The sequence below is a fragment of the Ignavibacteriota bacterium genome (assembly GCA_013285405.1).
GTDB lineage: Bacteria > Bacteroidota > Ignavibacteria > Ignavibacteriales > Ignavibacteriaceae > IGN2.
Window position 1 is genome coordinate 1,591,671 of record CP053446.1, and the last position, 26,965, is coordinate 1,618,635.

Annotated in this window: 28 protein-coding genes; 21 read left to right on the forward strand and 7 right to left on the reverse strand. The window is 35.1% G+C overall.

Translation table 11 applies throughout. From position 1 onward, the window contains the following. Positions 1 to 16 precede the first annotated feature (16 nt). The 10 genes from HND39_06890 to HND39_06935 all read left to right on the forward strand — a co-directional run bounded on the left by HND39_06890 (position 17) and on the right by HND39_06935 (position 9,918). On the forward strand, positions 17 to 829 hold the full coding sequence (locus HND39_06890; GenBank protein QKJ96031.1) for a phosphatase PAP2 family protein: 813 nt from the start codon (positions 17 to 19) through the stop codon (positions 827 to 829). A gap of 20 nt (positions 830 to 849) precedes the next feature. Further along, positions 850 to 1,176, forward strand: a complete 327-nt coding sequence (locus HND39_06895; protein QKJ96032.1) for a hypothetical protein — start codon at positions 850 to 852, stop codon at positions 1,174 to 1,176. Between the two features lie 98 nt (positions 1,177 to 1,274). Continuing rightward, on the forward strand, positions 1,275 to 2,057 hold the full coding sequence (locus HND39_06900; GenBank protein ID QKJ96033.1) for a phosphatase PAP2 family protein: 783 nt from the start codon (positions 1,275 to 1,277) through the stop codon (positions 2,055 to 2,057). Between the two features lie 250 nt (positions 2,058 to 2,307). Further along, on the forward strand, positions 2,308 to 3,453 hold the full coding sequence (locus HND39_06905; protein ID QKJ96034.1) for an acyl-CoA dehydrogenase: 1,146 nt from the start codon (positions 2,308 to 2,310) through the stop codon (positions 3,451 to 3,453). A gap of 20 nt (positions 3,454 to 3,473) precedes the next feature. Beyond that, entirely contained in the window at positions 3,474 to 3,743 is a 270-nt protein-coding gene (locus tag HND39_06910) for a hypothetical protein (protein ID QKJ96035.1), read from the forward strand. Between the two features lie 162 nt (positions 3,744 to 3,905). Further along, positions 3,906 to 5,837 (forward strand): Glu-tRNA(Gln) amidotransferase subunit GatE, encoded by a 1,932-nt coding sequence (gene gatE, locus HND39_06915; protein QKJ96036.1) that lies wholly within the window; start codon positions 3,906 to 3,908, stop codon positions 5,835 to 5,837. Further along, a complete protein-coding gene (gene gatD / locus HND39_06920; protein ID QKJ96037.1) occupies positions 5,827 to 7,215 on the forward strand; it encodes a Glu-tRNA(Gln) amidotransferase subunit GatD in 1,389 nt (462 codons plus the stop codon). The genes gatE and gatD overlap by 11 nt, the downstream gene beginning before the upstream one ends. Positions 7,216 to 7,415: 200 nt before the next feature. Beyond that, positions 7,416 to 8,438 carry a hypothetical protein gene (locus tag HND39_06925; GenBank protein QKJ96038.1) on the forward strand — a complete coding sequence of 341 codons (1,023 nt, stop codon included), beginning with the start codon at positions 7,416 to 7,418 and terminating at the stop codon, positions 8,436 to 8,438. 288 nt (positions 8,439 to 8,726) lie between these two features. Beyond that, on the forward strand, positions 8,727 to 9,716 hold the full coding sequence (locus tag HND39_06930) for an aldo/keto reductase (GenBank protein QKJ96039.1): 990 nt from the start codon (positions 8,727 to 8,729) through the stop codon (positions 9,714 to 9,716). A 31-nt stretch (positions 9,717 to 9,747) separates the two neighbouring features. Continuing rightward, positions 9,748 to 9,918: a hypothetical protein gene (locus HND39_06935; protein ID QKJ94781.1), complete on the forward strand. Its 171-nt coding sequence runs from the start codon at positions 9,748 to 9,750 to the stop codon at positions 9,916 to 9,918. Positions 9,919 to 10,030: 112 nt separating this feature from the next. Here the strand turns inward: HND39_06935 and HND39_06940 are convergent, their stop codons facing one another. Then, positions 10,031 to 10,351 (reverse strand): helix-turn-helix domain-containing protein, encoded by a 321-nt coding sequence (locus HND39_06940; protein ID QKJ96040.1) that lies wholly within the window; start codon positions 10,349 to 10,351, stop codon positions 10,031 to 10,033. A 2-nt stretch (positions 10,352 to 10,353) separates the two neighbouring features. Next, positions 10,354 to 10,722 carry a type II toxin-antitoxin system RelE/ParE family toxin gene (locus tag HND39_06945; GenBank protein ID QKJ96041.1) on the reverse strand — a complete coding sequence of 123 codons (369 nt, stop codon included), beginning with the start codon at positions 10,720 to 10,722 and terminating at the stop codon, positions 10,354 to 10,356. Between the two features lie 463 nt (positions 10,723 to 11,185). Between HND39_06945 and HND39_06950 the strand changes: the two genes are divergently transcribed. The 4 genes from HND39_06950 (at position 11,186) to vsr (ending at position 13,571) form a co-directional block, all read left to right on the forward strand. Next, the gene (locus HND39_06950) at positions 11,186 to 11,491 is read left to right on the forward strand and encodes a helix-turn-helix transcriptional regulator (protein ID QKJ96042.1); all 306 of its coding nucleotides are present in this window, start codon (positions 11,186 to 11,188) and stop codon (positions 11,489 to 11,491) included. 3 nt (positions 11,492 to 11,494) lie between these two features. Beyond that, positions 11,495 to 12,763: a HipA domain-containing protein gene (locus tag HND39_06955; protein ID QKJ96043.1), complete on the forward strand. Its 1,269-nt coding sequence runs from the start codon at positions 11,495 to 11,497 to the stop codon at positions 12,761 to 12,763. A gap of 126 nt (positions 12,764 to 12,889) precedes the next feature. Next, entirely contained in the window at positions 12,890 to 13,156 is a 267-nt protein-coding gene (locus HND39_06960) for a hypothetical protein (protein QKJ96044.1), read from the forward strand. 1 nt (position 13,157) lies between these two features. Further along, positions 13,158 to 13,571 carry a DNA mismatch endonuclease Vsr gene (vsr, locus tag HND39_06965; protein QKJ96045.1) on the forward strand — a complete coding sequence of 138 codons (414 nt, stop codon included), beginning with the start codon at positions 13,158 to 13,160 and terminating at the stop codon, positions 13,569 to 13,571. A gap of 2 nt (positions 13,572 to 13,573) precedes the next feature. Here the strand turns inward: vsr and HND39_06970 are convergent, their stop codons facing one another. From HND39_06970 to HND39_06990, 5 genes are all read right to left on the reverse strand, one after another. Continuing rightward, positions 13,574 to 14,347, reverse strand: coding sequence for an HNH endonuclease (locus tag HND39_06970; protein ID QKJ96046.1), 774 nt, complete (start codon positions 14,345 to 14,347; stop codon positions 13,574 to 13,576). Positions 14,348 to 14,400: 53 nt separating this feature from the next. Next, on the reverse strand, positions 14,401 to 16,035 hold the full coding sequence (locus HND39_06975; GenBank protein QKJ96047.1) for a TIGR02391 family protein: 1,635 nt from the start codon (positions 16,033 to 16,035) through the stop codon (positions 14,401 to 14,403). Further along, positions 16,028 to 17,083: a DNA cytosine methyltransferase gene (locus HND39_06980; protein ID QKJ96048.1), complete on the reverse strand. Its 1,056-nt coding sequence runs from the start codon at positions 17,081 to 17,083 to the stop codon at positions 16,028 to 16,030. Before HND39_06980 ends, HND39_06975 begins: the two co-directional genes overlap by 8 nt. Positions 17,084 to 17,158: 75 nt before the next feature. Continuing rightward, the gene (locus HND39_06985) at positions 17,159 to 17,554 is read right to left on the reverse strand and encodes a type II toxin-antitoxin system VapC family toxin (protein ID QKJ96049.1); all 396 of its coding nucleotides are present in this window, start codon (positions 17,552 to 17,554) and stop codon (positions 17,159 to 17,161) included. Then, positions 17,551 to 17,781, reverse strand: a complete 231-nt coding sequence (locus HND39_06990) for an AbrB/MazE/SpoVT family DNA-binding domain-containing protein (GenBank protein ID QKJ96050.1) — start codon at positions 17,779 to 17,781, stop codon at positions 17,551 to 17,553. The genes HND39_06985 and HND39_06990 overlap by 4 nt, the downstream gene beginning before the upstream one ends. 284 nt (positions 17,782 to 18,065) lie before the next feature. On the opposite strand from HND39_06990, the gene HND39_06995 reads away from it, so the two are divergent. From HND39_06995 to HND39_07025, 7 genes are all read left to right on the forward strand, one after another. Further along, a complete protein-coding gene (locus HND39_06995) occupies positions 18,066 to 19,295 on the forward strand; it encodes an aldo/keto reductase (protein QKJ96051.1) in 1,230 nt (409 codons plus the stop codon). An 8-nt stretch (positions 19,296 to 19,303) separates the two neighbouring features. Beyond that, the gene (locus HND39_07000) at positions 19,304 to 20,422 is read left to right on the forward strand and encodes an aldo/keto reductase (GenBank protein QKJ97913.1); all 1,119 of its coding nucleotides are present in this window, start codon (positions 19,304 to 19,306) and stop codon (positions 20,420 to 20,422) included. Between the two features lie 11 nt (positions 20,423 to 20,433). Beyond that, on the forward strand, positions 20,434 to 20,958 hold the full coding sequence (locus tag HND39_07005) for a nuclear transport factor 2 family protein (protein QKJ96052.1): 525 nt from the start codon (positions 20,434 to 20,436) through the stop codon (positions 20,956 to 20,958). Positions 20,959 to 21,075: 117 nt separating this feature from the next. Beyond that, positions 21,076 to 22,653 (forward strand): Na+/H+ antiporter, encoded by a 1,578-nt coding sequence (locus HND39_07010; GenBank protein QKJ96053.1) that lies wholly within the window; start codon positions 21,076 to 21,078, stop codon positions 22,651 to 22,653. Positions 22,654 to 22,891: 238 nt separating this feature from the next. After that, positions 22,892 to 24,166: a hypothetical protein gene (locus HND39_07015; GenBank protein ID QKJ96054.1), complete on the forward strand. Its 1,275-nt coding sequence runs from the start codon at positions 22,892 to 22,894 to the stop codon at positions 24,164 to 24,166. After that, a complete protein-coding gene (locus HND39_07020; protein QKJ96055.1) occupies positions 24,166 to 25,602 on the forward strand; it encodes a hypothetical protein in 1,437 nt (478 codons plus the stop codon). The genes HND39_07015 and HND39_07020 overlap by 1 nt, the downstream gene beginning before the upstream one ends. Continuing rightward, positions 25,587 to 26,927 carry a hypothetical protein gene (locus HND39_07025; GenBank protein QKJ97914.1) on the forward strand — a complete coding sequence of 447 codons (1,341 nt, stop codon included), beginning with the start codon at positions 25,587 to 25,589 and terminating at the stop codon, positions 26,925 to 26,927. Before HND39_07020 ends, HND39_07025 begins: the two co-directional genes overlap by 16 nt. Positions 26,928 to 26,965 lie beyond the last annotated feature (38 nt).

A 26,965-nucleotide genomic window follows, 5' to 3' on the forward strand; every position in this document is an offset into this window, starting at 1 on the left:
CGTATCTTATCTTTTGATGAAATTAAATAAAGCAGCTTTCAGTTTAATCCTCCCTATTTTTTTATCAGTTAATAATTCATTTCCTCAGACTTCAGATATCAGACCTTTTGAGTTGAAAACAGGGCGGGAAGCTGCAATAATAAGTAGCGGTGCAGCAATCGGAATTACTGCTCTTATTGTTATCCTCAACAACGACAGACTAACAAAAGATGAAATTAATTCGCTTAATCCGAACGATGTGAATAAGTTTGACAGAGCTGCTATTGGACCTTACCAAAAAGATATGCTTGGCGATGCACTATTATACAGTTCATATTTATTTCCTCTTTCTTTTCTTGCTTATGATGAAACGAAAAACGATTTTAGCACTCTGGCATTAATGTATGGTGAAGTCTTGCTTATCAATCATAGTTTAAATGCACTGGTCAAAGGCTTAACAAAAAAAACCAGACCATTCGTTTATGATAATACCAGTCCATCAGAAGAAATATTTTCAGTTAATGCCAGGCATTCTTTTTATTCAGGACACACATCAACCACCGCTTCGAATTCGTTTTTTACTGCAAAGATTTTTTCAGAATATCTGACTGATAATACGGTAAAAACTTTAATATGGACTGCTGCTGTAATAATTCCTGCGGTTACCGGATTTTCAAGAGTAAATACTCACAATCATTTTCCAACGGATGTTATTGTTGGTTATATCGTGGGTGCCGCAATCGGATATCTGATTCCGGAACTTCATAAAAGTGAAACTAATGGAAATGTAGTTGCTGCTCCACAGGAATTTAAATACAGACCGGTATTCGGTTTTCAATTTCAATTTTAACAACTATAAATGAGGCTGAGATGCAGACTTTAATACAAGTTGTTTGTTCAGAAAAGAAATCTCTTAGAGATGTAATTGCCCACGACGAAAGACTTAAAAAGTTCAACTTCTATGTGGAAGCGAAACAGAAACCCGGAAGAAGCCCAGGCTGGGCTAAGATTCACAGCGTTGATTCAAAAGTCAGAGGTGCTATAAATATTTCATGGCAGAGCAGGGTAAATATTCTTAATTGCAGAGTGATTACAAAAGGGACAGGTAAACCAGCAAATATAATCGGAGATTTTACCAAATATCTTCTTTCAAGATTCTCAAAGAAAATTCAATCTGTAATAATTGTCCCCAGATGATTGATTGAAGGACTTTTTATTTAATGGTGAGGAAACAATATTCAATGTGTTCTAAAATATATTTGAGGAAATATAATTACTTCACTTTGCTGTTTATAATGCAGATTGCTTTTTCGAATATTTCATTCTGTCAGCAGCAAAGCTACAAGCCGTTTAATATTGACTTCAATCGTGAGGCAGCTTTATTTGGAGCCGGTGCTGTTGCCGCTGTAACAGCTTATGCAATTCTTGAAAATCTTAAACCAATGTCAGTTGAAGATATAAATTTACTTTCTCCTTCAAACATTAATGAATTTGACCGAAATGCAATCGGACCATACACAGAAGATCATCTTGGAGATGCATTACTTTATACATCTTATCTTGTTCCTCTTTCCGTTGTGTTTTTTGATGCAACAAGAAAAGATATCTGGGAAGTGGCTCTAATGTATAGTGAAGTACTCCTGATACAATCAAGTATAAACGGTATTGTTAAAGGAACAGTTCAAAGAGTACGTCCGTTTGTTTACGATGAACAATCACCGATAAATGTAAAACAGACAAAAGATGCAAGAGTATCGTTTTTTTCGGGACATACTTCAATGACAGCAGCACTTTCTTTTTTTACAGCGAGAGTTGCAAGTGAGTATGTTAGTAATAATACTATACGGATTTTAATATGGAGCAGTGCTGCGCTTTTGCCTGCTATTACTGCCGTTTCGCGTGTGAATACTCACTGGCATTTTCCTACCGATGTTATGACAGGATATGTTATCGGTGCACTAATCGGTTATTTTATTCCGGAACTTCATACAACAACAACTAGTATGAGTGGAAATCTGTCAATTTATCCTTCTGTAAATCTGAATAAACCCTCATTGAATTTTCAACTGCAATTTTAGTCCAATTATCTTTATTCCAACCAAATTCCCGAGGAGATTTTAATCTGTAATAATTTTTAATTATTCATTCTCAATTATTTGCTACGTCCACCTTCTCACATATAAGAAAACACTAAAGATAGCTTTCCATTTATTGAAAAGGAACTCCGCTAAAAACCAATATTTAATCAAAATCTAACAGGTAATTAGTTGCGGTTTGTGGAATATTATTTGTCAACTGAATACCTGAAACAAAAACGATTAAGGACAGATGTTAGAATTAAAACTTACCGAAGAACAGCAAATGCTGAAAGAAATGGTGAGAGATTTCACCAACAACGAAATAAAACCTATCGCTGCAAAGATTGATCAGGAAGCAAAAATACCGGAAGAGTTAATTAAGAAAATGGCAGAACTTGGTTTCCTTGGAATATCTTTTCCTGAAGAATACGGCGGCGGTGGAATGGGTGAAGTTGGATATTGTTTAATGCAGGAAGAAATTGCGCGCGGATGTATGTCAACTGCAACATTCATCGGCGCTCATCAGTCAATCGGTTCAAATGCAATATATATTGGAGGCACTGAAGAACAGAAGAAAAAATATTTAACTCAGCTTGCAAGCGGAGAAAAGATCGGAGCGTTTTGTTTAACAGAAGCTCAGGCTGGTTCAGATTCATTTCATCTTAAAACAAAAGCTGATCTTGACGGAAATGAATGGATTATAAACGGAGAGAAACTCTGGATTACAAACGGTGGCATTGCAGGAATACTTTCTTTGTTTGCAAGAACTGAAAAGGGTATCAGCGCATTCATCGTTGAAACAGACACACCAGGATTTAAAGCTGGTCCGGCAGAAAAGAAAATGGGAATCAAAGGCAGCACTACAAATGCACTAAGCTTTGAGAATGTACGAATTCCAAAAGAAAATTTACTTGGTACAGATGGCAGAGGATTTTTAATTGCTATGAAAACACTCGATGCAGGAAGACTCGGGCTCGGCGCTGCATGTCTCGGTGTTGCAAAAGAATTATTAGAACTTTCAACAAATTACGCAAAGGAAAGAAAACAGTTCGATCATCCTATTAGCTTTTTTCAGGCTGTTCAGTTTATGCTTGCAGAAATGGCGACGATGGTTTTCAATATGGAATCAATTGTTTATCGAACTGCAACGGAATATGATTTGAAGAAAGATATCTCCACAAAATCAGCAATGGTAAAACTTTATTGTTCTGATGCACTTGATGAAGTTGTTGACAGAGCAGTTCAGATACACGGGGGAATGGGTTATTCGCAGGAGCTTTCGATTGAAAGATATTATAGAGATTCCAGAATCAACAGAATTTTTGAAGGTACAAACGAAATCCAGAAAGGGATTATCGCAAGAGACATTCTCAAAAAGGGTGGAAAAATTTTCTAATTTTGTAATGAGGTTATAGCATGACTTTAACTGATGAAGTATTAATAATAGAATCTGAAAAATCTCAGGGAAAAAACATGAGCAAGAAACAATTGTTTTACTATCGGATTTTTGATGACAAAGAAAAACTGAATTATCTTAAATGTTCTTTATGTCATGAAGAAGTTGAACATTGGCTTAAGGAATATGAGAAGTCTCGTCAAAAATATTTTAATCCGGAATTTATCACTTACTTAAACGAACACGATCCGGAAGCAGAAATTATAGAAATAAGCGATATATCTTATTAATACCCACCCGGTATTTTATGTCGCTTGTGCGTTCCCGGTATCTTGAATGGTTAACTCTATTCTCTGCCGGGAATATTTATTTTTATGTAGTCAAGTGAAAAAATTCAGGCTGTAACTATCTAAAATTATTTCTAAGTTGACAGCAGAAAATTGTAATTTTATATGAAAGAATTTATCTTCAAACCCTTCGGTGAGATGACAGAGGCTGACTATCAGATGGTTGGTTTCAAATCCGGTCTCGAAATTCATCAGCAGCTTTTCACTGATAAAAAATTATTTTGTCATTGTCCTGCAGGCATCTATAGCGATAACTATCACGCAGAAATACTCCGGCATATGCGTCCGACTCTATCAGAACTTGGAGTTTATGATGGCACAGCTTTGATGGAGTTCAAAACAAAAAAAGAAATTATTTATCGGATTAATCGGAACACCGTCTGTACTTATGAGATGGATGATACTCCGCCATTCCTGATCAATGAAAATGCGCTTGATATCGCACTTGGAATCGGGATGTTGTATAACTGCAAACTTGTGGATGAACTTCATATTGCGAGAAAACAATATCTGGATGGAAGTATTCCTACAGGTTTTCAACGAACGGCGATTTATGCAGTGGATGGATGGATTCCTTACAAAGACAGAACAGTAAAAATAGTTCAGATGTCAATTGAAGAAGATTCATGCAGAGAAGTTTCTGATCAATTTCACACAAGAACATATCTTACTGACCGACTTGGGATGCCGTTGATAGAAACAGTAACCGGTCCGGATATGCGTACTCCGTACGAAGTTGCTGAAGTTGGATGGATTTGTGCAAAGCTCGTAAGAAGCACTCACAAAGTAAGAAGAGGAATTGGTGCAGCACGTCAGGATGTTAATGTTAGTGTTGAAGGAGGAACGCGCGTTGAAATAAAGGGAGTTCCGAAAATTGGAATGATTCCTCTGTTAACTCACAACGAAGCAATGCGTCAATGGAATCTTTTAAGATTAAGAGAAGAGTTGAGGAAAAGAGGAATTACAACAGAGACTTTCCTGGCAAAAGATTACGACATCACTTCGCTTATCAAAAAACCACACTACGTTCCACTAAAAAATGCAGTCGAGAGTAAATTAAAAATACGGTGTATAGTTCTAAAAGGATTTAAGGATTTACTTCGATGGCAGACACAGACTGATACCTATTTCTCCAAAGAAATTTCTGACAGAGTAAGAGTAATTGCATGCTTAACTACCATTCCGAATTTGATTCATTCAGACAGCAGAACAGATACAATTACTTCCTCGGACTGGTTGAAAATTAAAAAGCATGTTGAAGCAACCGATGAAGATACAATAATTATCGTTTGGGCTAATGATGAGGATATCCAAACTGCGGTAAATGAAATTATTATCCGTGCGAAGGAAGCTACAATCGGAATTCCTTCTGAAACAAGACAGGCATTGAGCGATGGTACAAATGGATTTGAAAGAATTCTTCCCGGTGCGGATAGAATGTATCCTGACACAGATCTACCTCCGAAAAAAATTGCAGAAGAAAGAATCAATGCAATTAAAACATGGCTGCCTGAACAATTCTGGAAAAGAAAAGAATGGTATAGAAAACTTAAAATTCCTGCAGATACAATTGATGAATTATCAATCTCAAAATACGCTGAACTTTTCAAGAAAGCTGTGAACGAGTGGAATATAAATCCGGTTAATGCAGCAGTCATTTTAATTCAATATCCAAAAAGATTAAGCAGAAGCAGTTATGTGATTGATTCAATTGATGAAAAAATGATGTCATCAATTTTAAAAGCATATGCTGATAAAAGATTAACTTATGATTTTATTCTGAGGGCAATGAAAATCAGCTCTGAACTTGGAATGTTCGTTGATGAAATTATTCCCCAGCCAATGAGTGATGATGAACTTGAAAAAGAAATAGTACTTGCCGAACAAAAAATGCAGGGAATGGAATTCGTTAAAGAAAAAAATGCAAACAGCATTTTAATGGGAATATTGATGAGCAAGCTTCGCGGAAGAATCAGTGCAAAAAAAGTTTCGCAGAAAGTTGGATCGCTCCAAAGGAGTTTAAAGAATGTCAAATAATGATGAATACAAGGGTTATAAAGGAGAAGCATTAAAAACACTTCAGAAGTTTAATGCGCTGGTATGGAGCGATGTGGAGATTTCGACAGATGACGGAAATTTCAAAGGACTTATTCTTCCTCGTTCGGAAACTGCTGATGAATTCCATATCGTCATAAAGCTTCCCGTTGGTTACAACATTGGTATTGCAGCAAGGAAAATTAAATCAATAAATATTTTTGGGAGGAAAGAAGCTCACTACAAAATTCCCGAAAAAGATTTTCCATACGATCCAAAAAAACCAAAAGTAAAACTTCTCGGAACTGGTGGAACTATTGCAAGCCGGCTTGATTACAGAACCGGTGCTGTTATTCCCGCTTTTTCTCCCGGTGAACTTTACGGCTCTGTCCCTGAACTTGCTGATATCTGCAATCTCGAAACTGAAAAACTTTACGGAGTCTTCAGCGAGAATATGGGTCCTGATCAGTGGATTGGTTTGGCCGAAGCAATTGGTAAAGAAATTGAAAAGGGTGTTCAGGGAATTGTGATCGGTCACGGAACGGATACAATGCATCACACTTCTGCAGTACTTTCGTTTATGATTCAGAATTCTCCGGTCCCGATTGTTATGGTTGGTTCACAGCGTTCCAGTGATAGACCTTCATCTGATGCTGCACTGAACCTTATTCACTCAGTTACAACTGCAGCAAAAAGTGATATCGCCGAAGTAATGGTTTGTATGTTTGGTCCAACAAGCGATCTGTACGGACTTCTTCACCGAGGAACTCGTGTTAGAAAAATGCATTCGAGTTACAGATCAACTTTCAGAACAATTGGAGATATTCCTATTGCAACTGTTAGCCGCGAAAAAATAACACCGCTTCGTAATGATTATATAAAAAGAAGATATGATAACAATGTAAAAGTAAACGCTGTGTTTGATGAGAGAGTTGCTATTGTTTATTACTACCCGAATATGAAACCGGATATGATTGATTCGCTCGTTGATAACGGTTACAAAGGAATTGTAATAGCAGGAACAGGACTCGGACACGTAAACAAACCTCTTTATCCCGCACTAAAGTATGCACAGGAAAAAGGTGTAGCTGTTTATATGACAGTTCAAACTTTATGGGGCTACGTGCAAATGTATGTTTACGATACCGGAAGAGATATGATGGAACTCGGTGTAATTCCCGCAGCAAATATGCTTCCAGAAGTTGCGTATGTAAAACTTGGCTGGGCACTTGGACAAACAGATGACCTCGAAAAGATAAAAGAGATTATGCTAACTCCTATTGCCGGAGAAATTACAGAACGCGAACCAAGCAACGGTTATCTCATCTACCAGGGTGGCTTACCTGAGGTTGAAGATTTTATAAAGCAGTTCAGGAAATAGTAAAAGCATTTCAAATTACGATTTAATCATTTGACAAAGAACAACAATTGAAGTTATCCTTTTTTTGTTTCCTGTGAATCTTTCTGGTGCAGAATAATATGACTTGCCTGAAGTAGCTCTCAAAAGTAGTTTTTAAGTGTTCAAATAAATTCATCGACCCGATAAATATTTTTCATCAACCAATATAAAGGGGTTCTGGAATGAGAACAATAAATTTTATCCTATCCGCAGCAGCAGTTCTTTTTCTTATGTCTTGTGAGGAAGATCCAACATCTGCAAACTTTTCAAATGGATTGAGAAGCATCAAGCTGTATAATTTAAATAGTAATTCAGTCAGCAAAATTGAAGATGTGAATAATGTGGTTTACGATTGTGTCTTTAAAGACAGTTCTAATTTTGTTTATGCGACTTTTTATCATGCTGTGGGTGAACTGGTAGCACGAAATCTTTACTCGCATTATGGTGGCTCTAACTATTTCGAAGGTGGACCTATTTACGATATTAAATTATATCCGGAAATAACAACGATATTTCTTACGGCGAGTGACGGCATTTATTCAGTAAACGAATATGACCAATTGGTTTCTAACTTAACAAAGAATTATGGTGCTTCATTTGCAGGACCAGTATTTATTTCCTCTATGAATTCTTTAACATACGGTAACACACTCATTTTAGAAACTAATGATGGCGTAATTATTTCTCAAAATCTTGAATCGGCAATAATAGATACATTATTAATAGTTCGTGGAAAAATGGTTATTCCGATTTTTTCAACTGCTGATGGCACTCATCTTATCTATACCGAGACAGATTTTAGTTCAAATGATGTTGCAATAAAATCACTAAATCTTTTTGATTTACAAGATATAAAAACATTAACAAGTTCAATTCCTATATCAAGACTCGGTAAGAATAGATCTGTTAATGATAAAATCGTCTTCACATCTAAAGGCACTGTTTACGTTTTGGAATTAAATACCGGAAATATTTTAAATGTTGCTACAAGCGGTCAGTTTGCAGACATATCAAACGATGGGCAAAAGGTGGTCTTTACAACAGGTTCTGAAATGTATTTGATTAATTCTGATGGGACAAATCAGAAAAAGTTAATTAGTAAAAGTGCGGAGAACAAATATGTATTTCTTCCATCCTTTTCGTCAAATGACGAGCAAATAGTGTTAGTTGAGAGCGATTATTACTATGGTTATTATTCACAATAAATCACTCTAAAATATTTTTAGCACAAATTATTTGTTTTTGACAATTCCTGCTTTAACGCTAAAAAATCAATTGTAGTTTTAGCATAATTATCCCTTCGGGATTGATGTAAGATTGAAAAAATTTTCGTCAACTCATTTTGCTTGAATTTCAAACAGTTGTCCGTTGGTGTTAATTTCGTAAAAATGTATAAGTAATCCCGCCTTTTGTATATGTTCATCTATCAGTTGCCAGCTTATTTTTGAATCGTAAATAACAAATAAATAAATGAAAGATACGAGGTGATAACAATGCAAAAACGAAAACTTGGAAATAATTTAGAAGTTTCAACTTTAGGACTTGGCTGTATGGGGATGAGTTTTGGCCTGGGTCCTGCTGCTGATAAAAAAGAAATGATCTCTCTTATTCGTACTGCTGTTGAAAAAGGTATAACTTTTTTTGATACCGCGGAAGTTTATGGACCTTTTACCAATGAAGAACTTGTCGGCGAAGCGCTTGAACCATTTCGTGATAAAGTAGTAATCGCCACTAAATTTGGTTTTAATATTGATGACGTTACAAAACAATCTAATGGGCTTAACAGCAGACCTGAAAATATTAAAAAAGCTGTTGAAGGTTCATTAAAAAGATTAAGAACAGATTACATTGATCTTCTTTATCAGCATCGTGTTGATAAGAATGTACCGATTGAAGATGTTGCTGGAACAGTTAAAGATTTAATCGCTCAAGGAAAAGTAAAACATTTTGGTTTATCAGAAGCTGGAGTGAAAACAATTCGTCGTGCTCACGCTGTTCAGCCGGTAACCGCATTACAAAGTGAATATTCTTTATGGTGGAGAGAACCCGAAGAAGAAATTTTACAAACACTGGAAGAACTCGGAATCGGTTTCGTACCGTTTAGTCCTCTTGGCAAAGGGTTTTTAACCGGAAAAATTAATGAACAAACTGAGTTTGATAAATCTGATTTTAGAAATACAGTTCCAAGATTTTCACCCGAAAACTTAATAGCAAACAAAGCACTTGTTGAGTTGCTTGAACGAATCGCAAAAAGAAAAAATGCTACCCCTGCACAAATAGCACTTGCCTGGCTGCTCGCTCAAAAAAATTGGATCGTTCCAATTCCCGGAACAACAAAACTGCATCGTCTTGAGGAAAATATTGGTGCGGTTGATGTTGAAATTACAAAAGAGGATATTAAAGAAATTGAAGCGGCATCATCAAAAATTAAAATACAAGGTGAGCGATATTCAGAAAACAGTCAAAGAATGATTGACAGATAATTTATTTTAAATTATAACTAAAGGAAAAGTATTGGTAGAATTACTGGAAACACAGGAAATGCTGAATTTCTGTGCAGAACATAATATCACTGCTGATATTGAACTTATTAATGTTGAGCAAATCAATGAAGCATTTGAACGCTTGTCCGAAGGACTCCTTCGGAGGAAAAAGGAGACCTGCCTACCGGACAGGCAGGTGTAAAATATCGGTTTGTTATTGATATGGGTTCTTTGAAAAGATAATCGCTTACATCTGCAGGGCAGAATTTGCTGGAGCAGATGAAATTATATAAAAGCTTTCTTCATCGCTGAACTTAAGATTCAATACGATAGTTCAAAATGTCCGGATTATTTTTGAGAAGTTCTAGCAATACTTTTGTTGAACCGGTTGGATTTTTTTTACCTTGTTCCCATTGTCTTACTGAAGATGGACTAACATTCAATACCTTTGCAAACACACTTTGGCTTAGCTTAATTCTTTCTCTTATCTTCAGTATATCTTTTGCATTTATTTCTACTTCGGGAATTTCGACTTTAAATTCTTTTAATTCTTTTTCAGTGAACGAAGTTTTTATTCCTCTTTTCAGCAAATCCTGTACAGTATTGCCTATTGCTTTTTTTATTGATTTTCTCATAATCATTCCTTTATTCTTATAAAATTTCCTAATTCCTCAAGCTGCTTATATTCTTCTCTGCTTATTGATAATAAATCTTTAGATAATTTTTTGAAATATCTTAATTCCTCACTGTTTAAATTATCTTTTTCATTTTTTGAAAAACCATAAACAAAAATAGCGGCTTCGGATTCTTTAAAAACCACGATTGTTCTAAATCCACTACTTTTTCCTTGTCCTGCTTTCGGAGTACGTATTTTATATAAACCCGCGCCTAAATCAACAACTCCAAGTTTTTTTGAAATACTTTCCAAAGTTTCTAAAAGTTTTTTATCTGTTATCTCATTCTTTATTGCCCATTTATCGAACCATTTTGTTTTTAGTTTTAACATAAGCAAATATATCACTTTGTGATACACTCTGCAAGTTACTTTTTAATTTACTTTTTGAGAGGAACTTTCTTTAGTTAATATTTCGAGTGTTGCAGAGGAAAGACCCACTCTTTCAGGTTCTAATATTGGTGGAATTACTGAAAATCAGGAAATGCTGAACTTCTGTGCAGAACATAATATCACTGCTGATATTGAATTCATTAGTGTTGAGCAAATCAATGCAGCCTTTGAACATTTGTCCGAAGGACTCCTTCGGTGAAAAAAGGCAAAGTAAAATATCGTTTTGTTATTGATATGGGTTCTTTGAAAAAATAAAATCCCCAGTCAACTTTCGGTCATGCATTTGTTAGTGGAGAAGGCACAATTTCCCGGACTATAAAAATATTATTTATAATGGGCGGTATATTGCCCGAAATTTATATATTTGTGCAGTATAAAACACATTATAAAGGCATTAGAAAATATGTTACTATCTAAAACAGATAAAATCTTAAAAGAACTTGGGGAAAATATCCGGCTCGCTCGATTGAGAAGAAAATTAAGTACCCAGCAGGTTGCTGAAAGAGCGGGAATTGGCAGAAGAACTTTATATGAAATAGAAAAAGGAAAACCTAATGTTGGCATCGGTAACTATGCTCGTGTTTTATCTGTGCTTGGATTGGAAAATGATCTGTTAAATATTGCCAGAGACGATGAACTTGGTCGTAAACTGCAGGATGCAAAATTAATCATGAAAAAGAGAGCGCCAAAAAGAAAATCTGAGAATTAAAATATGACAAAAACAAACTCAAGAAAAGAGATACTGGTATATGCTTCCTGGATAGGACTAAAGGAGCCAACACAATTAGGAACTCTTTATTCTGAAATAGTAAGAGGTAAAGAAATATTTTCTTTTGAGTACGATAAGGGATGGTTGAAATCCAAATTTGCACAAGTTATTGATCCGGATCTTCAACTTTTCTCAGGCACGCAATATTTACCCGGCAGCAAAAATAACTTTGGCATTTTCCTGGATTCCTCGCCCGACAGATGGGGAAGAGTTATTATGCAAAGACGTGAAGCAATTATAGCTCGAAGAGAAAAAAGACCGGCAAAAACTTTAATGGAATCAGATTATTTATTAGGTGTTTACGATGAGAACAGGATTGGAGGATTAAGATTTAAAGAAGAACCCGATGGTCCATTTTTAAATAAAGATGAAAATCATTCAGCGCCACCCTGGACTTCTATCAGTGAATTACAGGAAGCAAGTCTGAAGTTTGAGAAAGATGAAGGATCAGATTCAGAACATCTTAAATGGTTGAATATGTTAATCGCTCCGGGATCATCACTTGGCGGCGCAAGACCAAAAGCCAGCATTTATGATTCTGCGGGAAATTTATGGATAGCTAAATTCCCGAGTGTTAATGATACAAAAAATATTGGCGGATGGGAGATGGTCGTTTATAATCTTGCAGCAAAATGTGGAATAAATATTACCGAAGCAAAAGTAGAAAAGTTTTCAAATCATCAACATCATACTTTTTTAGTTAAGCGATTTGATAGAATAAAAAAGGAAAGAATCCACTTCGCTTCCGCAATGACAATGCTTGGCTATACAGATGATAAAGATTCTCATGCCGGTGCAAGTTATCTTGAGATTGCAGATTTTATTATTAAATATGGCGCAAGAGTAAATGAAGACCTAAGAGAATTATGGAAAAGAATTGTGTTTAGCATTTGTGTTTCAAATACAGATGATCATTTAAGAAATCATGGTTTTATTTTATCTGAAAAAGGCTGGATGATCTCTCCAGCATTTGATATTAATCCAAATGAAACGGGTACAGGATTGAGTTTAAATATTTCCGGGAACGATAACTCATTAAGTTTTGAGCTCGCATTGGAAACTGCAGAATATTTTAGATTAGACACAAATGAAGCCAAAAAGATTATAGATGAAATTAAAAGTAAAGTTAGTAGTTGGAAGGCAGTTGCTGAAAAGTACGGAATATCCAAACGGGAACAGTCATCAATGGAAAAAGCTTTTAGGGTAAAATAAAATTATTCAACTCAATAGTGTTCAGCAAATTAATGAAGCATTGACAATTGAAAATCACCATTGCCTCAGCCTGGATTTTGATTTTTGTTTCTCATATTTTGCAAAGTAAAATAAAAGGAGTTAGCAATGAATATTCAAAAAATATTTGAAGCTGTAGATGCTGATGAAATGAATTCACCGCTGCAGTCAATCATTTGGGAACTTGAACAACAGGACTATAATGTGAAGATTGAGGGACTTGTTGTTACTGCAGAAGATATGGAAGATAAATTATTTGAGGATCTTGAAAGAGCAACGAATGAATTTTGTATTGAGATAAACAAAGAAAATTTAATACAAAAATTTAAACTTGTTTTTAAAGATTATCACAAATTTTATTTCCAATGCTATTGAAATGGCGGATGTTCATTCTCCTGAAGTAAGAAGTTATAATATGAGTATGATAAGGGGAAAGAATACAAAGCCCGAAATCACAGTAAGAAAATTTTTACACTCCAAGGGGTTCAGATTCAGATTACACAAGAAAGAACTGCCCGGTAAACCGGATATAGTTCTGCCCAAAATTAAAACAGTAATTTTTATTCATGGTTGTTTCTGGCATGGACATAAAAATTGCAAATATTTTGTTGTACCCAAAACAAGAACAAAATGGTGGTTGAATAAGATTGATGGAAACAAGCAAGTAGATAAAAGAAATAATTTTAAACTCAAAAAAGCAGGTTGGAAAATCATTACTCTCTGGACTTGTCAATTAAAACCCAAAAAGGTCGAAAAGGTATTTAATAAATTATCTGTACAACTCTGGTGAAATTACACAATAAATTTTTCCTTATTATGGTAAAGAAGAAATTCTTTGTCAGGCAAAAATCTTGAAGGCAAGATTATTTTTTTATTATCATATCTTAAAAAATAATTTGTAATAACCTGGCCTTTATTTTGTCTTATGAGAACGGAAGAAATTCTGACTTTGTATTCCGGTGTTATGGTTATCAACCCGGCATCAAATGCTTTGTCGTGCAATCCGTTTATAGCAATTCCATTTCGGAGATTTAGCCTGTTCTTAATATCATCTTTCCATGGTTTTATATGTCCCGCAATGAGTAATTCTTTTTGCTGAATTCCTGTAATACAACAAGTATTGTTGTAAGCAGCTAAAACAGATTTTCTGAAAAAAGATTGATTTACTCTGACTTTTACTATTTGCTCTCTTGTTTTTCCTTCTTTTGGTAATTCGCTCTCATCTATGTTGTGCAATTGCTCTAATGATATTTTATTAATCTTTGCAAGAAGTTTTTCACTCTCAAATGGTAAGACATCCCAATTGTTATAAAACTCATACCATATTTCCTTATCCTGTTTGCTTACGTTGTAAGCACCTTTTATTCCCCTGGCTTTCAAAGTCGGATCAAGACTGGCAAAGTTAACAAGCTTGTATGCAACAGAACTGGGAGTTCTGCCAATGAGTTTTGCAAGTTGAATAATTGCAGAATTATTTGAGTGAAGGCGACCGAAAGGAATTTTGAAATAAAGATTGATTGCTAAAATTAATTCTTCCCTTGACCATGCCCGCTGTCCTTTTTTCATCGAGTTTATAGCAAAAATAAAAGATAATATTTAAGAAATATTAGTTAAGAAATTCAATGTTTCTTTTTAGTTTTATCTAATTTTCCAAATAAATAAGATATCATGCTTAATATATCCAGACAGTCTTTATCATTAAAGACTTTAGGATATAATGTTTCTTTGACTTCATGAGAAACAGGATTTCTGAAACCAACCACTGCTCCTGCCGAAATATGTTTTTGACCGTTTTCAAGATTTATTTCAGTTTCTGTTTTACAAGATGTAAAATTAAGTTTTCCTTTATCTCCGAATGCATTAAACATTAAATCTGTTCCGTCTTTCAGTTTGCCATCTTTATCTTTTATACCTGATTTCTTCTGAACATTTTTAATATATTTCTTAATAGCTTCATCGGCAGCTCTTAAATAATCTGCCTCTTTATAATCTTTTTCTGAAACTTCCTGAATTGACGAGTGAAGATGACGCCAATGGTAATAAGGATATTCAGGAACAAGTTCATGGAGTTGCCTGATAGTTGAAATTTGTTCATCGTCGGGAAGTTCAGACTTTTCAGCGATGGCACTAATGATGGGCTCTACTTTAGTTCGAATATCTTTAGGCAGTGAGTCATACCAATTTTTAATATTAATCTTTGTTTTTAAACTAATGCCTTTATCTCTTTCTTCTTTTCGCTTTGCTCTCCATTCTCTTTCTATGTGAGACATAAGTTTTTTAAGATAACTTCTTAGAGGAGTAGTTAATGGCAAGTCCCAATTAAGCGATTGTCTGTGAGTTGAAATTACATCATCTTTCCACTCGTCGACGAAATCTACTTCTAGCCAGCCCGTTAAATAGGAGAACCCATGACTAGATTCGGATATACCAAAAAATTCGGGGGAATTAACTAATCTTTTATTTGCAAATAGTGTAATACCTCTTAATTCTGGTTTTATGGGTTTTGGAGAGCTTATGATCTTGCCTGTAATTTTACCTTTATATTCATACTCAGTTTCAAAAGTGGCAATCAAATCTTTGTATTTCCATTCAAATTGTGTTTCAATATTCTCGTATTTCAATTTATCATCTATTCTAAGTGGAGAATCATTGTTTCTGCTTATGGTTACCTTGAAAGTGTTATCAAAAAGGTTAAAAAGTTTAGATAAGCTTATAGCTAGACCTGTTTTATCAAATACTGTTTTACGATGAATCTTTGTTAATGTTATTTTCGTACCATATGAGGCTTTACTCTTCTTTACAGTAAACTTTGGTTTGTAATCTTTCTCAGTGACACTAGTTAGCTCTTCCCAATCTAATATGAATGTAATTTTCTCATTTGAATTTTTTCTTATTGTCTCAATTTCTATTGTATTACCAATTCCAAAAAATGAAAGTTTTCCCAAGCCCTTCTTTCCTGTAGCTTTTCTTTTTCCACTGGGACTTAATTCCAACCCTTCTTTCCTTCTATTTCTTCCAATCCTTAAAAAATAATCATTTATATCGTCGAAACTCATTCCGAAACCATCATCTTCTACAACTATCTTTTTTTCCTTTTTATCATACAAAAGGATTTTAACATTTTTAGCATCTGCGTCATAAGCGTTAGCAATAAGCTCTGCAATTGCATTCGGTAACTTAGAATACATTTTAACACCTAAGTGCTCAATTGTTGCCGGATCGAAAGTCATTTTTAGGGTCTTTTCTTCACTCATAATTTTCCCCTTTAATTATTTTTAAGGCAATTCTTTTTGCAAATTCCGGTGGCACAGCATTTCCAATATGTTTTGCAACTTTTCCAATACTTTTTTCTTTAAAAATATAATCTGTAGGAAAAGTCTGTAGTGTCGCTCCTTCCCTTAATGAAATTGCACGATCTTCATTAGGATGTCCAAACCTACCATTTGATAAACTGTGGAATTTCGTTGTAATAGTCGGTGCGGGTTTATCCCAAAACATTCTTCCATAGATATCACTGAAACCTTTTTCTAATTTTCTATAACACTTCAACTGTAGGAGGGTATTGTTTTCCCATTCTAATCTGCTTCCGCCATTATGAGAAATTTTTTTAATTCGCTTTAAATTTTTTTCACTTAGCTTAGCTGTTGTGTGTGAGAAGTCGGATGTATCATTGTGTCCGGCGGTTATTTTTCTGAACCCGTTCTTAACTCCAATGAATTGCTTTACAATTGGCACATCTTTTTTGTTCGCTTTGGGAAGCCCGATCTCTCTTTTGACACGCGAAGCAATTAATGTAAACCTTCTTCTTCTTTGGGGAACACCATAGTAATTAGCATTAAGTATATCGTACTTTACAATATATCCTAAATTTTGTATTTCCTTAACAAATTTCTTAAGCCCACTTCTACTATGCTTTTTAATAATTCCAGGTACATTTTCCAGAACTATGTACCCAGGCTTGAAATACAAAACGTATTTTTGAAAATCTAAAAGAAGATTTTTTAAAGGTTTCGATTTCGTTTTGTCAGTGTTAATGATAGACCAATATTGGCAAGGACTGCAACCTATAAAAATAAGGTTGTCATCGTTCGCTGCAATACCTGTAGTTTTTTTTAACTCGTCAAAAGTGTAATTCTTGATATCTGCTTGAATAAATTTTGTTCCTGGATTGTTGTATTCGTAAGTTTCTTTACAGGATGGATCAATGTCTATTCCGGCAATAACATTAATCCCGGCTTTTCTGAAACCATAAGTCATCCCACCGATTGAACAGAAGAAATCAACGGCTTTGAGTTTTGCCATTCAGTTCCTTTAATGTAAGAGATAAATTTTCATCTCTTAAAAAATAAGAAATTTTCACGAAGGATTTTATCTGTTTCATATCCAGTTAATCTTTATCTCCCTTTCCAGCACTTTAAACTCTCTATCTCCTGTAACTAACTGTGCTTTTTTCATCTTTGCCAAAGCGGCAGCAAAAGCATCTGCATAAGAAACTTTGTGATATGCTTTGTACTGTGCTGCCTGCAGAGTAAGTTCTTTGTTGGCTTCTACAATTGTAATAGGATATCTGGCAAAAGTATTTTTGTAGAGTTCAGCTCTTTCTTTGCCGCCTTCCCGCAAAGCGATGTAATACATTTCTCCCCAGTTAATAACACATAAAAACAATTCGGCTTTATCATCAAGAGCTTTTTTTAAAATGTCTCCAACCTCATCAACACCTTTTTCTTTTTCTGCGTAGGCTAATAAAGAGTAACTGTCCAAAACATATTTCATAGATCACGCTCTTTTTTCTTCTCTTCCATAAGAGCTTTTAAAAGCTTTCCGCCTGTTCCTAAAAAACCTTTATTAGCATCTATAATTTCAGGCGTAATAGGAATAATCTTTATTCCATCTTTCTCCTCAAAGAAATTAATCCTGGTTCCCGGTTTAATCCCATACTTTCTTCTCATCTTTGAGGGAATTACTAATTGCCCTTTTGTAGTTACATATCCTGTTTCCATTTCTCATAATTCCTTTTTGTAATATTATCAATGTAAAGTTAGAAATAATATAAATGTAAGTCAATTTATTTTTGTAAGATGATTAAAAATGTTCGCCTTTTAGTAAAAACTTCCCTGATTGATATAAGAAGTGATGTCTTATAATCTTCAATATAAAACCGCATTCTGTATCCATCTTCCCGCCTTTTGTATACGTCCTTTCGGTATCTGCTTTCTTAATTTTGTATCAGAAGTTTTAGTATAAATATTAACTTATAAGTTTTAGTCAACAAGGAGAAATAACAATGACAATAGCAAACAATGACATCACCCGTCGTGACTTCATAGCTAAAACAGCACTTGTAAGTGCAGGTTTAGCTTTTGGAAAATTTGCATTTGCATCAACAAAATCTATGTTCAATGGAAATGCTCTAAATCTATTAACAACTTTAGATGGAAAGCTTGCCTTGCCGGCAGGCAGGCGAAAGCTCGGTTCACTCGAAGTTTCTGAATTAGGTTTTGGGTGTATGAATATTGCGTGGGCTTATGGAGATCCACCGAGTAAACAAGATTCTATTAAGTTAATTCGAAGTGCTCATGAACAAGGTATTAGCTTTTTCGATACCGCAGAAATTTATGGACCTCATATCAGTGAACAAATTACAGGCGAAGCTTTAAAATCTGTTCGTAATGATGTAGTAATTGCTTCTAAAATAGGTTTTGATATTGATTTCGATTCTGGTCAGATGATGGGCGGTTTAAATAGCAAACCGGAACACATTAAGCAGGCGGTAAATTATATGCTCAAGCGATTGCAGACAGATCATATCGATTTATTATATCAACACCGGGTAGATCCAAACGTACCAATTGAAGAAGTGGCTGGGACTATGGCAGAATTAATAAAAGAAGGAAAAATTCGTCATTACGGATTATCCGAAGCAGGTGCTGCTACAATTCGCAGAGCACATGCAGAACATCCGGTTACAGCAGTTCAAAATGAATATTCTTTCTGGACTCGTGACCCTGAGGCAGAAGTAATTCCTGTTTGTGAGGAACTTGGAATAGGTTTTGTACCATGGAGTCCGCTTGGGATGGGTTACTTAACAGGAACGGTAAAATCTGATTATCAGTTTTCAGAAGGTGATATCAGAAAAAGTTTAAACTTTCCAAGGTTCAGCAAAGAAGCTTTAGTTAAAAACCAACCGATAGTTGATCTTCTGATAAAAGCAGGTGAGAAACATCAGGCTACACCCGGTCAAGTTTCTTTAGCTTGGTTATTAGCAAAAAAACCTTTTATTGTACCAATTCCGGGTACCAGGATAATTTCACACATGCAGGAAAACACAAGTGCGGTAAAAGTAAAATTATCCACTTCCGATATTCAGGAACTCGAAACCGGTTTTAATTCTATTGGTGTATTTGGCGACAGAGCGCCCGAAGGTTTAAAAGAATCTCACGACATTGGGACAAGTTTGGGAACAAGTTCTAAAGGCACTAACGGAAAAACACCTTTACCAAAAACGAAGGAATAATTATAATGATGAAAAGTAATATCAATCGCAGAAATTTTTTGCAAAAAAGTACCCTGATTTCAGCAGGACTACTTTTAAGTACTACAGGATTGTTTTCCTTTGCAAGGAATGTGAATAAAGCTTCAAACAATCCGCCTATTTCTTATTCCAAAAAAATAAACCGTAAAATTGGTTCGTTGGAAGTATCAGCAATCGGACTGGGATGCATGAGCATGGCAGGTGTTTATAATCCGCCGCAGGACAAAGCCGAAATGGTGAAGTTAATTCGCAATGCTGTAGAAAATGGTGTTGACTTTTTCGATACCGCAGAAGTGTACGGACCATTTTATAGTGAAGAAATTGTGGGCGAAGCTTTAAAACCTTACCGCAACAAAGTAAATATTGCTTCAAAGTTTGGATTCAGCTATAATGGTAACAACGTTACCGGAAGAGACAGCAGCCCACAACATATCCGCAGTGCAGTAGAGGGTTCGCTGAAGAGATTGCAAATTGAATCCATTGACTTGCTATATTTACACCGGATGGATCCGAATGTTCGGATAGAAGATATTGCGGGAACAGTGAAAGAATTAATTAATGAAGGCAAAGTTATAAATTTTGGCTTATCTGAAGTGTCGCCTGAAACCATTCGTAAAGCTCATGCTGTGCAACCTGTCGCCGCTTTACAAAGTGAATATTCTATGTTGGAACGAGTGATGGAATTTGACATTCTACCGCTTTGTGAAGAATTAGGAATTGCCTTTGTGCCTTGGGGACCATTATGTCGTGGAATGCTGACTGGAAGATTTGATGAAAATTATATTCCCGAACCAGATTTTCGCAGAGCAGGTGTTCCCTATTTCACTCCTGAAGCATTACAAGCTAATTTAAAAGTAACTGACTTAGCCAAAGAATGGGCATTAAAGAAAAATGCAACACCAGCACAAATCGCTTTAGCATGGCTAACTGCACAAAAACCGTTTATCGTACCCATTCCCGGAACTACCAATCAAAATCATTTGATGGAAAATATCGGAGCATTAAATGTTGAATTTACAAACACAGAATTAAAGGAACTCAGAACTTCTTTAGAAGCCATTCCAACTATTGGTTTCAGAAATCCTGAATCTGTTTTTCAAAATCTATAGGACAATCAATTATGAAAACAATAACATCAATTTTAGTATCTCTTTTATTTTTTAACCTATCAAATGCTCAAACTATGAATCCTCAAAACATAGAACAACGTATCGCTGCTATTGAAGATAAAATGGCGATAAAAAATGTTGTTGACGTATTTTCCAACCTTGCCGATACAAAAGAAATAGACAAACAAGTTTTACTTTTTACTGAAGATGGTGAGGTGGAATCGTACGCAAACAGTGAACGTACCTCATTGCTAAAAGGAAGAGAACAATTAGAGCAGGCATTTTCAGGTTTTCTTTCAAATTTTCATACCATCTACCACCAAAATGGGCAGCAAACCATTGATGAACTAACGGATAATACAGCCAAAGCAACTTCTTATTGTCGTGTAATTTTAGTTGGTGAACAGGATGGCAAACAAATGAAGACTACAATGTACACCATTTACAAAGACGAGTTTGTAAAGCAAAACGGACAATGGCTCATAAAACATCGAACATCAAATTTTATGTGGCAGGAAGTGGAAGAAGTAAAGTAATCTGTAGAACTGGTAAGCAGAAGAGTAATTCAGGTAACAATTTGTCTTTGCTGGTTCAGCGAACTTTATTTTATAAAATAATTCATAAATTAGCATTGAATTATTTATACATACACAATGGAAAATTCTGTTTTATTATTTCTATCCCTGCTATTGGTAATCGTTTGCATCATTATGATTGCCAAAAAAATACGGGTAGCCTATCCTGTATTGTTGGTAGTTGCAGGTTTGCTTATTAGTTTTTTACCGGGCTTACCCAAGATTCAACTGGAACCCGATATCGTTTTTATTCTTTTTTTACCTCCCATTCTATATGAAGCAGCCTGGTCTTCTTCATTCAGAGAACTTTTCAAGTGGCGAAGGATTATTCTCAGCTTTGCCTTTATCGTAGTTTTCATCTCCGCAATAAGTGTGGCGTTTACTGCATATTGGTTTATCCCCGGTTTTACTTTGGCATTGGGTTTTTTATTGGGAGGTATTGTTTCTCCACCCGATGCAGTAAGTGCAAATGCTATTACAAAGTTTGTAAAAATACCCAAGCGGCTTTCAACCATTTTAGAGGGTGAAAGTTTATTGAACGATGCTTCTTCACTTATCATTATGCAATTCGCTATTGTTGCGGTTACTACAGGTATGTTTGATATCCCGTCAGCGGCTTTGCAGTTTCTTTGGATGATAGTAGGTGGCGTGGGTTGCGGAATTATTTTGGCATGGGTGTTTACCAAATTACACAAACTGCTGCCAACCGATGTGAATATAGATGTGATCCTAACTCTTATAGCTCCTTATTTAATGTATATACTTGCAGAAGAAATACATGGTTCCGGAATTTTATCTGTTGTGGCAGGCGGTTTATTTGTTTCTCAAAAACGTTATGAATTTCTTAGTTCATCGTCAAGGGTACACGGAACAAATTTTTGGGAGAGTTTTATTTTTCTGCTCAATGGAATAATTTTCATACTTATTGGGCTCGATCTGCCTCAAATTATAAATGGTTTAGGAAATACAAACCTGGTTGAAGCTATAAGTTATGGTGTGTTGATAACAATGGTTGTGGTTTTGGTAAGAATAATTAGTTTCTATGGTGCCGTGGGAGTTACACTGATTATGCGGAATTTCATCAAAGTAGCGGATCCAAACAATCCTGGTATCAAAGGACCTTTTATTTTAGGCTGGGCAGGAATGCGTGGCGTAGTTTCGTTAGCAGCAGCTTTATCCATTCCACTTTATTTGGTAAATGGTGATGTTTTTCCACAACGAAATTTGATTCTGTTTATCACCTTTATTGTCATTCTATTAACACTGACTATTCAAGGTTTAACACTTCCCTACCTCATTAAAAAAGCCAATTTAAAAGAGATAGATTACCCACAACCTAAAAACGAAGTGGGAGAATACCTGGATAAGGAACTACATAAAATATCGCTTGAGTTTTTGAATGGTAAGTCCAATGAAAATCGGCAAGACGGAGTAAACTACCAAAAGATAATTGCATTCTTACAAGATGAGTTGAATGACGAAAAAGAATTCCGATTTAATAGTAACACTACCAAGGTGTACAGGGAGCTTTTAGAGACACAACGGATACACCTTATCCAAATCAACAAAACACAACCATCCATTGATGAAGAAGTTATACGTATAAAAATGATGACGATAGACTACCAGGAAGAAAGGTTGAAGCTGAGAAGCTAAGCCGTAGCAAATTTTCAAAATAAAATAATAATTTTTATTATTGCGGTAAGTTATTAGTTATTTGCAACTCTATTGGGACAGTGCAATCTTGAAACTGTGGTGCTCTTGAAACAAACAAAGATGATTTGCTTTCACTTTGGTTGGCTGATCAAGCTTATGATATTGTCAAAGATGAAGATATTGCTTTGAAAGCAATTCGGGTAGCAGAAGAAGAAATTAAATATATTAAAAGAAAGTAATGGCATCAATTAACGGAGATTGGTTTCACTCACGAAGCAGCTCAAATATTGACGAGTTGTTGGCTGTAAGAACTTTGGTTCTTGAAAGTCAGAAGCTGGAATACATTGGTTTTGGTTGGAGTAGTGGCAGACAAGGGAACCAAAAGATGTATCAATTTGCAGCTGTTGCGGGAATTGAACCATCAACAATGCAAACAAAAATCCGAGCAATGATTCGCTATGGGTTTGTAAGAGACGGGAATGTTTGCCCATTATTTTGGACGAGAATGGGCAGTTTGTGGAACGACCTATATACCGTGGGAAATTTCTCGGCTGCAAAACAAATTTATGAATTGATACTTTCTATTTCGCTAGCGATTTATGCTTTCAACAATACACAAGCACAGTTCAGCATGAACCCAGCGAATGGTGAAATGCCATTGAAATTTTTACTAAACAACCTTGATGGAAACAATTCTATTTCATTGCAAGAATTTACCTCACTTATTGACGGTAATACAACAAGAGTTGGTAATAACACTTCATATTGGAAAAGAGATTTACTCAATTCGGGTTTATTCCAACAAGCTGGAGAAAATTTAATTTATACAAATAGATACGTTGCTTTTGTGAATGAAATTAGAAACTTCGTTCCTAATCCTATATTAACAGATGCGGACTGGGACACTATCAGGGAAAACCCATTGATTGAAATTTCACCTTTCAAAGATTCACTCCGTGAAATCTTTGAAAGCATCACACAAGAACAGAACATTGAGGAACAAATAACAGACGGAATCTTCACGGCACCGCTTGTTGATGTAATTTCAGAGCAAGAAGAAATTGCAATACCAGAGTTAGATATTTTAAGCACTGATTTGCGTTTTGCAAACAGCACAAGGAGAATTAGAAATCAAACTTGGGCAATAAGGATAAAAAAGAAATACAACTATTTGTGTGCTGTTCCGAATTGTGATGTAAATGGACAAATGTTTTTAGAATCAGCACACATTAAACCCGACAATGTTGCGGAAGATGGAACGCCACACAGGACACATATTCTAAACGGACTTTGTCTTTGTAGACATTGCCATATTGCATTTGACAAGGGATATTTTTCATTAACAGACGACTATAGAATAATTATATCCACAAAGTTTACTGACATCGTAAACCAAAACTTGAAAACCGTAATTATTTCAAGTGCAGATGCTCAAATCAAAAACAGAGTTGATGGCAGGTTCCCTATGGTTGAGTTTATTCAATATCATCGAACAGTTAAATTCAAAAATTAATGACGACAACCGATTTAACATACAAAACTTACTTCGGAGGTTTTGAAGTTGAGCAAATTGCTTCTGAGCCAACTGTCAACTATGGTTTGTTCCAGGAGGAAATCAGAGACACACAAGCTGAACAACTAAAAACTTTTTCAGACCTTGAATCAGGACTAAAAATGCTTAACGCATCTTCATTCGGAAGTCAAGTTCATTTTCAAAACGCTTATCAAACACCTGTGCAAAGATGGTTTCCATATCGTGAAGGATATTCAACACGACTTGTAAATACTTTTCTCAAAGAACTACAAATAACAGGCAATGTCTTTGATCCTTTTTCAGGAAGTGGAACAACGTTGTTAGCATCACGACACAACAACCTCAATTCATTCGGTATTGATGTAAACCCAATTTCAGTTTTGGTTGCAAAAGCAGAAAATGAAAATTACAGTATCATAGATATTGAAAACTTGAATGCAGAAATTATGAAACTGAAATCAGTTTTAAAATCAAAAGTAGTATTTCAAACTTCTTTTGACCTTGCTGACAAAGTTTTCAATTCTGAAATTCTGCAAACGCTTATACAGTTGAAGTTTCATATCAAGGAAATTCAAGACGAGAAAATTCAAAATCTTTTTTTCGTTGCGTGGCTTTCAATTATTGAAGAAGTTTCCAACATCAAGAAAGAAGGAAACGGAATCAAATACAAGAACAGAAAGAGAACTCCAAACGGCTACATTAACATTGAAAAAGATATTTGGGAAAAACAAGTTTTTCCAGAGGACAAATTCAATTTCGTAAAATCAAAACTTGTCAATCATCTTGAAATTATTTTGACTGACATTAAAAACTATTTCGGAGCAAATGAAAAGCAACCGATAATTTTCAAGGGAAGTTGTTTAGAGTTTGACAAACTTTTTTCAAACGAGATTCAATTTACTTTTTTCTCCCCACCCTACTGCAATTGCTTTGACTACTTTGAAATTCATAAAGTGGATTTGTGGCTTGGAGATTTTGTCCACGACAAAGAAGAATTTAGGTTGCTTCGCAATACTGGTTTCCGTTCAAATACAAATTCACTGAACCACAAACCCATAGTTTACAAGAATGAGAATCTTGAAAACTTGATTTCTCTTTTTAACAGCGATAAACTTTGGAACGTAAGAATTCCAAGTGTGGTTAGAGGTTACTTTGACGATACACACTCTTTATTGAATAAACTTTATCAGCAAACGACTCAAGGCGGTTATGTTGGAATTGTGGTTGGTAATTCTGCATATTCAGGGGTGATAATTCCGAGTGATGTTTTGATTGCAGACATTGCAAAAGAGATAGGGTTCAAGATAAAAAATATTTTTGTTACACGACACTTAACAACAAGTTCACAGCAAAAGCAAGAGTTAGAAATACTGAAAAATTATTTACGAGAAAGCATAGTATTACTTCAAAAATGATTGAAACTCCAGAATACAAATTTATAAAAGACACTATCCCTACAGAGATTGAGCAAGACACAATTCTCAATATAGTAACCCGTGATGTGAATACATATACACACGGGTTTCACAAGTATCCTGCGAAGTTCATACCTCATATTCCAAAGTGGGCAATTACAAAATATTTGAACGGCAACAAAAATAAATTTGTATTTGACCCGTTTTGTGGCAGTGGGACAACTTTAGTTGAAAGTGTTTTAGCAGGTTACAATGCAATCGGAGTTGACATTGACCCATTGTCTGCAATGATTTCAAAAGTAAAAACGACAAGAATTGATGAAAGCGAGTTGAAAAATATTTCCAGTTGGTTAGTTAAGGAAATTAAAGCGAAACGAAAAGGCACTTTCAAACCAGATTGCGAAACGATTGAACATTGGTTTACAAATGATGCAATCAAAAAGCTTTCTGCGATTAGAAGTTTGATAAATCAAATTCCAAAAAAATTTGGTGATAGCAAGAAAGTGAAAGACATCCAAGACCTTTTGCTGATTTGCTTTTCATCAATCATTCGCAGAGTTTCAAATGCTGACAATGAATCACAGAAAACTTATGTGTCACATACCAAAGTTAAAGAACCAGATGAAGTGAATTCACTTTTTTTTTCTCAGCTTGATTTATTTGTTGAGAGAGCAACGAAGTTTTCAGAGATTACTTCTGCAAAAGTAAAGAGTAAAATTGTTATTTCATCAAGTGCAACCTCGTTGGAAAAAAAGCTGAATGGACAGCAAATAGATTTAGCAATCACTTCGCCACCTTACATCAAAGCTATTGATTACATCTACAATCAAATGGTAGAATTGTTTTGGATTGGTGATTTGTTTGCGATGCAAACACAAACGAAACAGAACGAAAAGAAGATTAAATACATCGGTAACAAACAGATTTCTAAAATTGAGTTCAGCAACTACACTCCTTACAACACGATTTTAAGTATTGACAAGTTGGATGAAAAACTTCAAGAAGTTTACGACACCGACAAGAAGAATGGACACAAACATTCGTATGTGACTTTCAAATATTTTGCAGAGATGGAAAAACATTTTGCAGAAATGGCAAAATGCTTAAGCAATAAAACTCATTATGTAATGGTGGTTGGCGACAGTAATGTGAGTGAAGTTTTCTTTGACACAGCAGAATTTCTAATTGACATTGCAGAACGAAATGGATTTATGATTACAAATAAGTGGGGCTATAAAATCAAAAATCGTTTTATGCGATTTGACAGAAAAGGTAGAGGAGGAATAATTGAAATTGATTGGGTTCTTGACTTTGAAAGGAAATGACCAACGCACAAAAAAAATACACACTTGTAAGTCACACA

Bases quoted from the DNA above. Each gene is read 5' to 3' on its own strand.
- HND39_06890 (QKJ96031.1), top strand. From the start codon at position 17: ATGAAATTAAATAAAGCAGCTTTCAGTTTAATCCTCCCTATTTTTTTA.
- HND39_06895 (QKJ96032.1), top strand. From the start codon at position 850: ATGCAGACTTTAATACAAGTTGTTTGTTCAGAAAAGAAATCTCTTAGA.
- HND39_06900 (QKJ96033.1), top strand. From the start codon at position 1,275: ATGCAGATTGCTTTTTCGAATATTTCATTCTGTCAGCAGCAAAGCTAC.
- HND39_06905 (QKJ96034.1), top strand. From the start codon at position 2,308: ATGTTAGAATTAAAACTTACCGAAGAACAGCAAATGCTGAAAGAAATG.
- HND39_06910 (QKJ96035.1), top strand. From the start codon at position 3,474: ATGACTTTAACTGATGAAGTATTAATAATAGAATCTGAAAAATCTCAG.
- gatE (QKJ96036.1), top strand. From the start codon at position 3,906: ATGAAAGAATTTATCTTCAAACCCTTCGGTGAGATGACAGAGGCTGAC.
- gatD (QKJ96037.1), top strand. From the start codon at position 5,827: ATGTCAAATAATGATGAATACAAGGGTTATAAAGGAGAAGCATTAAAA.
- HND39_06925 (QKJ96038.1), top strand. From the start codon at position 7,416: ATGAGAACAATAAATTTTATCCTATCCGCAGCAGCAGTTCTTTTTCTT.
- HND39_06930 (QKJ96039.1), top strand. From the start codon at position 8,727: ATGCAAAAACGAAAACTTGGAAATAATTTAGAAGTTTCAACTTTAGGA.
- HND39_06940 (QKJ96040.1), bottom strand. From the start codon at position 10,351: ATGAGAAAATCAATAAAAAAAGCAATAGGCAATACTGTACAGGATTTG.
- HND39_06945 (QKJ96041.1), bottom strand. From the start codon at position 10,722: ATGTTAAAACTAAAAACAAAATGGTTCGATAAATGGGCAATAAAGAAT.
- HND39_06950 (QKJ96042.1), top strand. From the start codon at position 11,186: ATGTTACTATCTAAAACAGATAAAATCTTAAAAGAACTTGGGGAAAAT.
- HND39_06955 (QKJ96043.1), top strand. From the start codon at position 11,495: ATGACAAAAACAAACTCAAGAAAAGAGATACTGGTATATGCTTCCTGG.
- HND39_06960 (QKJ96044.1), top strand. From the start codon at position 12,890: ATGAATATTCAAAAAATATTTGAAGCTGTAGATGCTGATGAAATGAAT.
- vsr (QKJ96045.1), top strand. From the start codon at position 13,158: ATGGCGGATGTTCATTCTCCTGAAGTAAGAAGTTATAATATGAGTATG.
- HND39_06970 (QKJ96046.1), bottom strand. From the start codon at position 14,347: ATGAAAAAAGGACAGCGGGCATGGTCAAGGGAAGAATTAATTTTAGCA.
- HND39_06975 (QKJ96047.1), bottom strand. From the start codon at position 16,035: ATGAGTGAAGAAAAGACCCTAAAAATGACTTTCGATCCGGCAACAATT.
- HND39_06980 (QKJ96048.1), bottom strand. From the start codon at position 17,083: ATGGCAAAACTCAAAGCCGTTGATTTCTTCTGTTCAATCGGTGGGATG.
- HND39_06985 (QKJ96049.1), bottom strand. From the start codon at position 17,554: ATGAAATATGTTTTGGACAGTTACTCTTTATTAGCCTACGCAGAAAAA.
- HND39_06990 (QKJ96050.1), bottom strand. From the start codon at position 17,781: ATGGAAACAGGATATGTAACTACAAAAGGGCAATTAGTAATTCCCTCA.
- HND39_06995 (QKJ96051.1), top strand. From the start codon at position 18,066: ATGACAATAGCAAACAATGACATCACCCGTCGTGACTTCATAGCTAAA.
- HND39_07000 (QKJ97913.1), top strand. From the start codon at position 19,304: ATGAAAAGTAATATCAATCGCAGAAATTTTTTGCAAAAAAGTACCCTG.
- HND39_07005 (QKJ96052.1), top strand. From the start codon at position 20,434: ATGAAAACAATAACATCAATTTTAGTATCTCTTTTATTTTTTAACCTA.
- HND39_07010 (QKJ96053.1), top strand. From the start codon at position 21,076: ATGGAAAATTCTGTTTTATTATTTCTATCCCTGCTATTGGTAATCGTT.
- HND39_07015 (QKJ96054.1), top strand. From the start codon at position 22,892: ATGGCATCAATTAACGGAGATTGGTTTCACTCACGAAGCAGCTCAAAT.
- HND39_07020 (QKJ96055.1), top strand. From the start codon at position 24,166: ATGACGACAACCGATTTAACATACAAAACTTACTTCGGAGGTTTTGAA.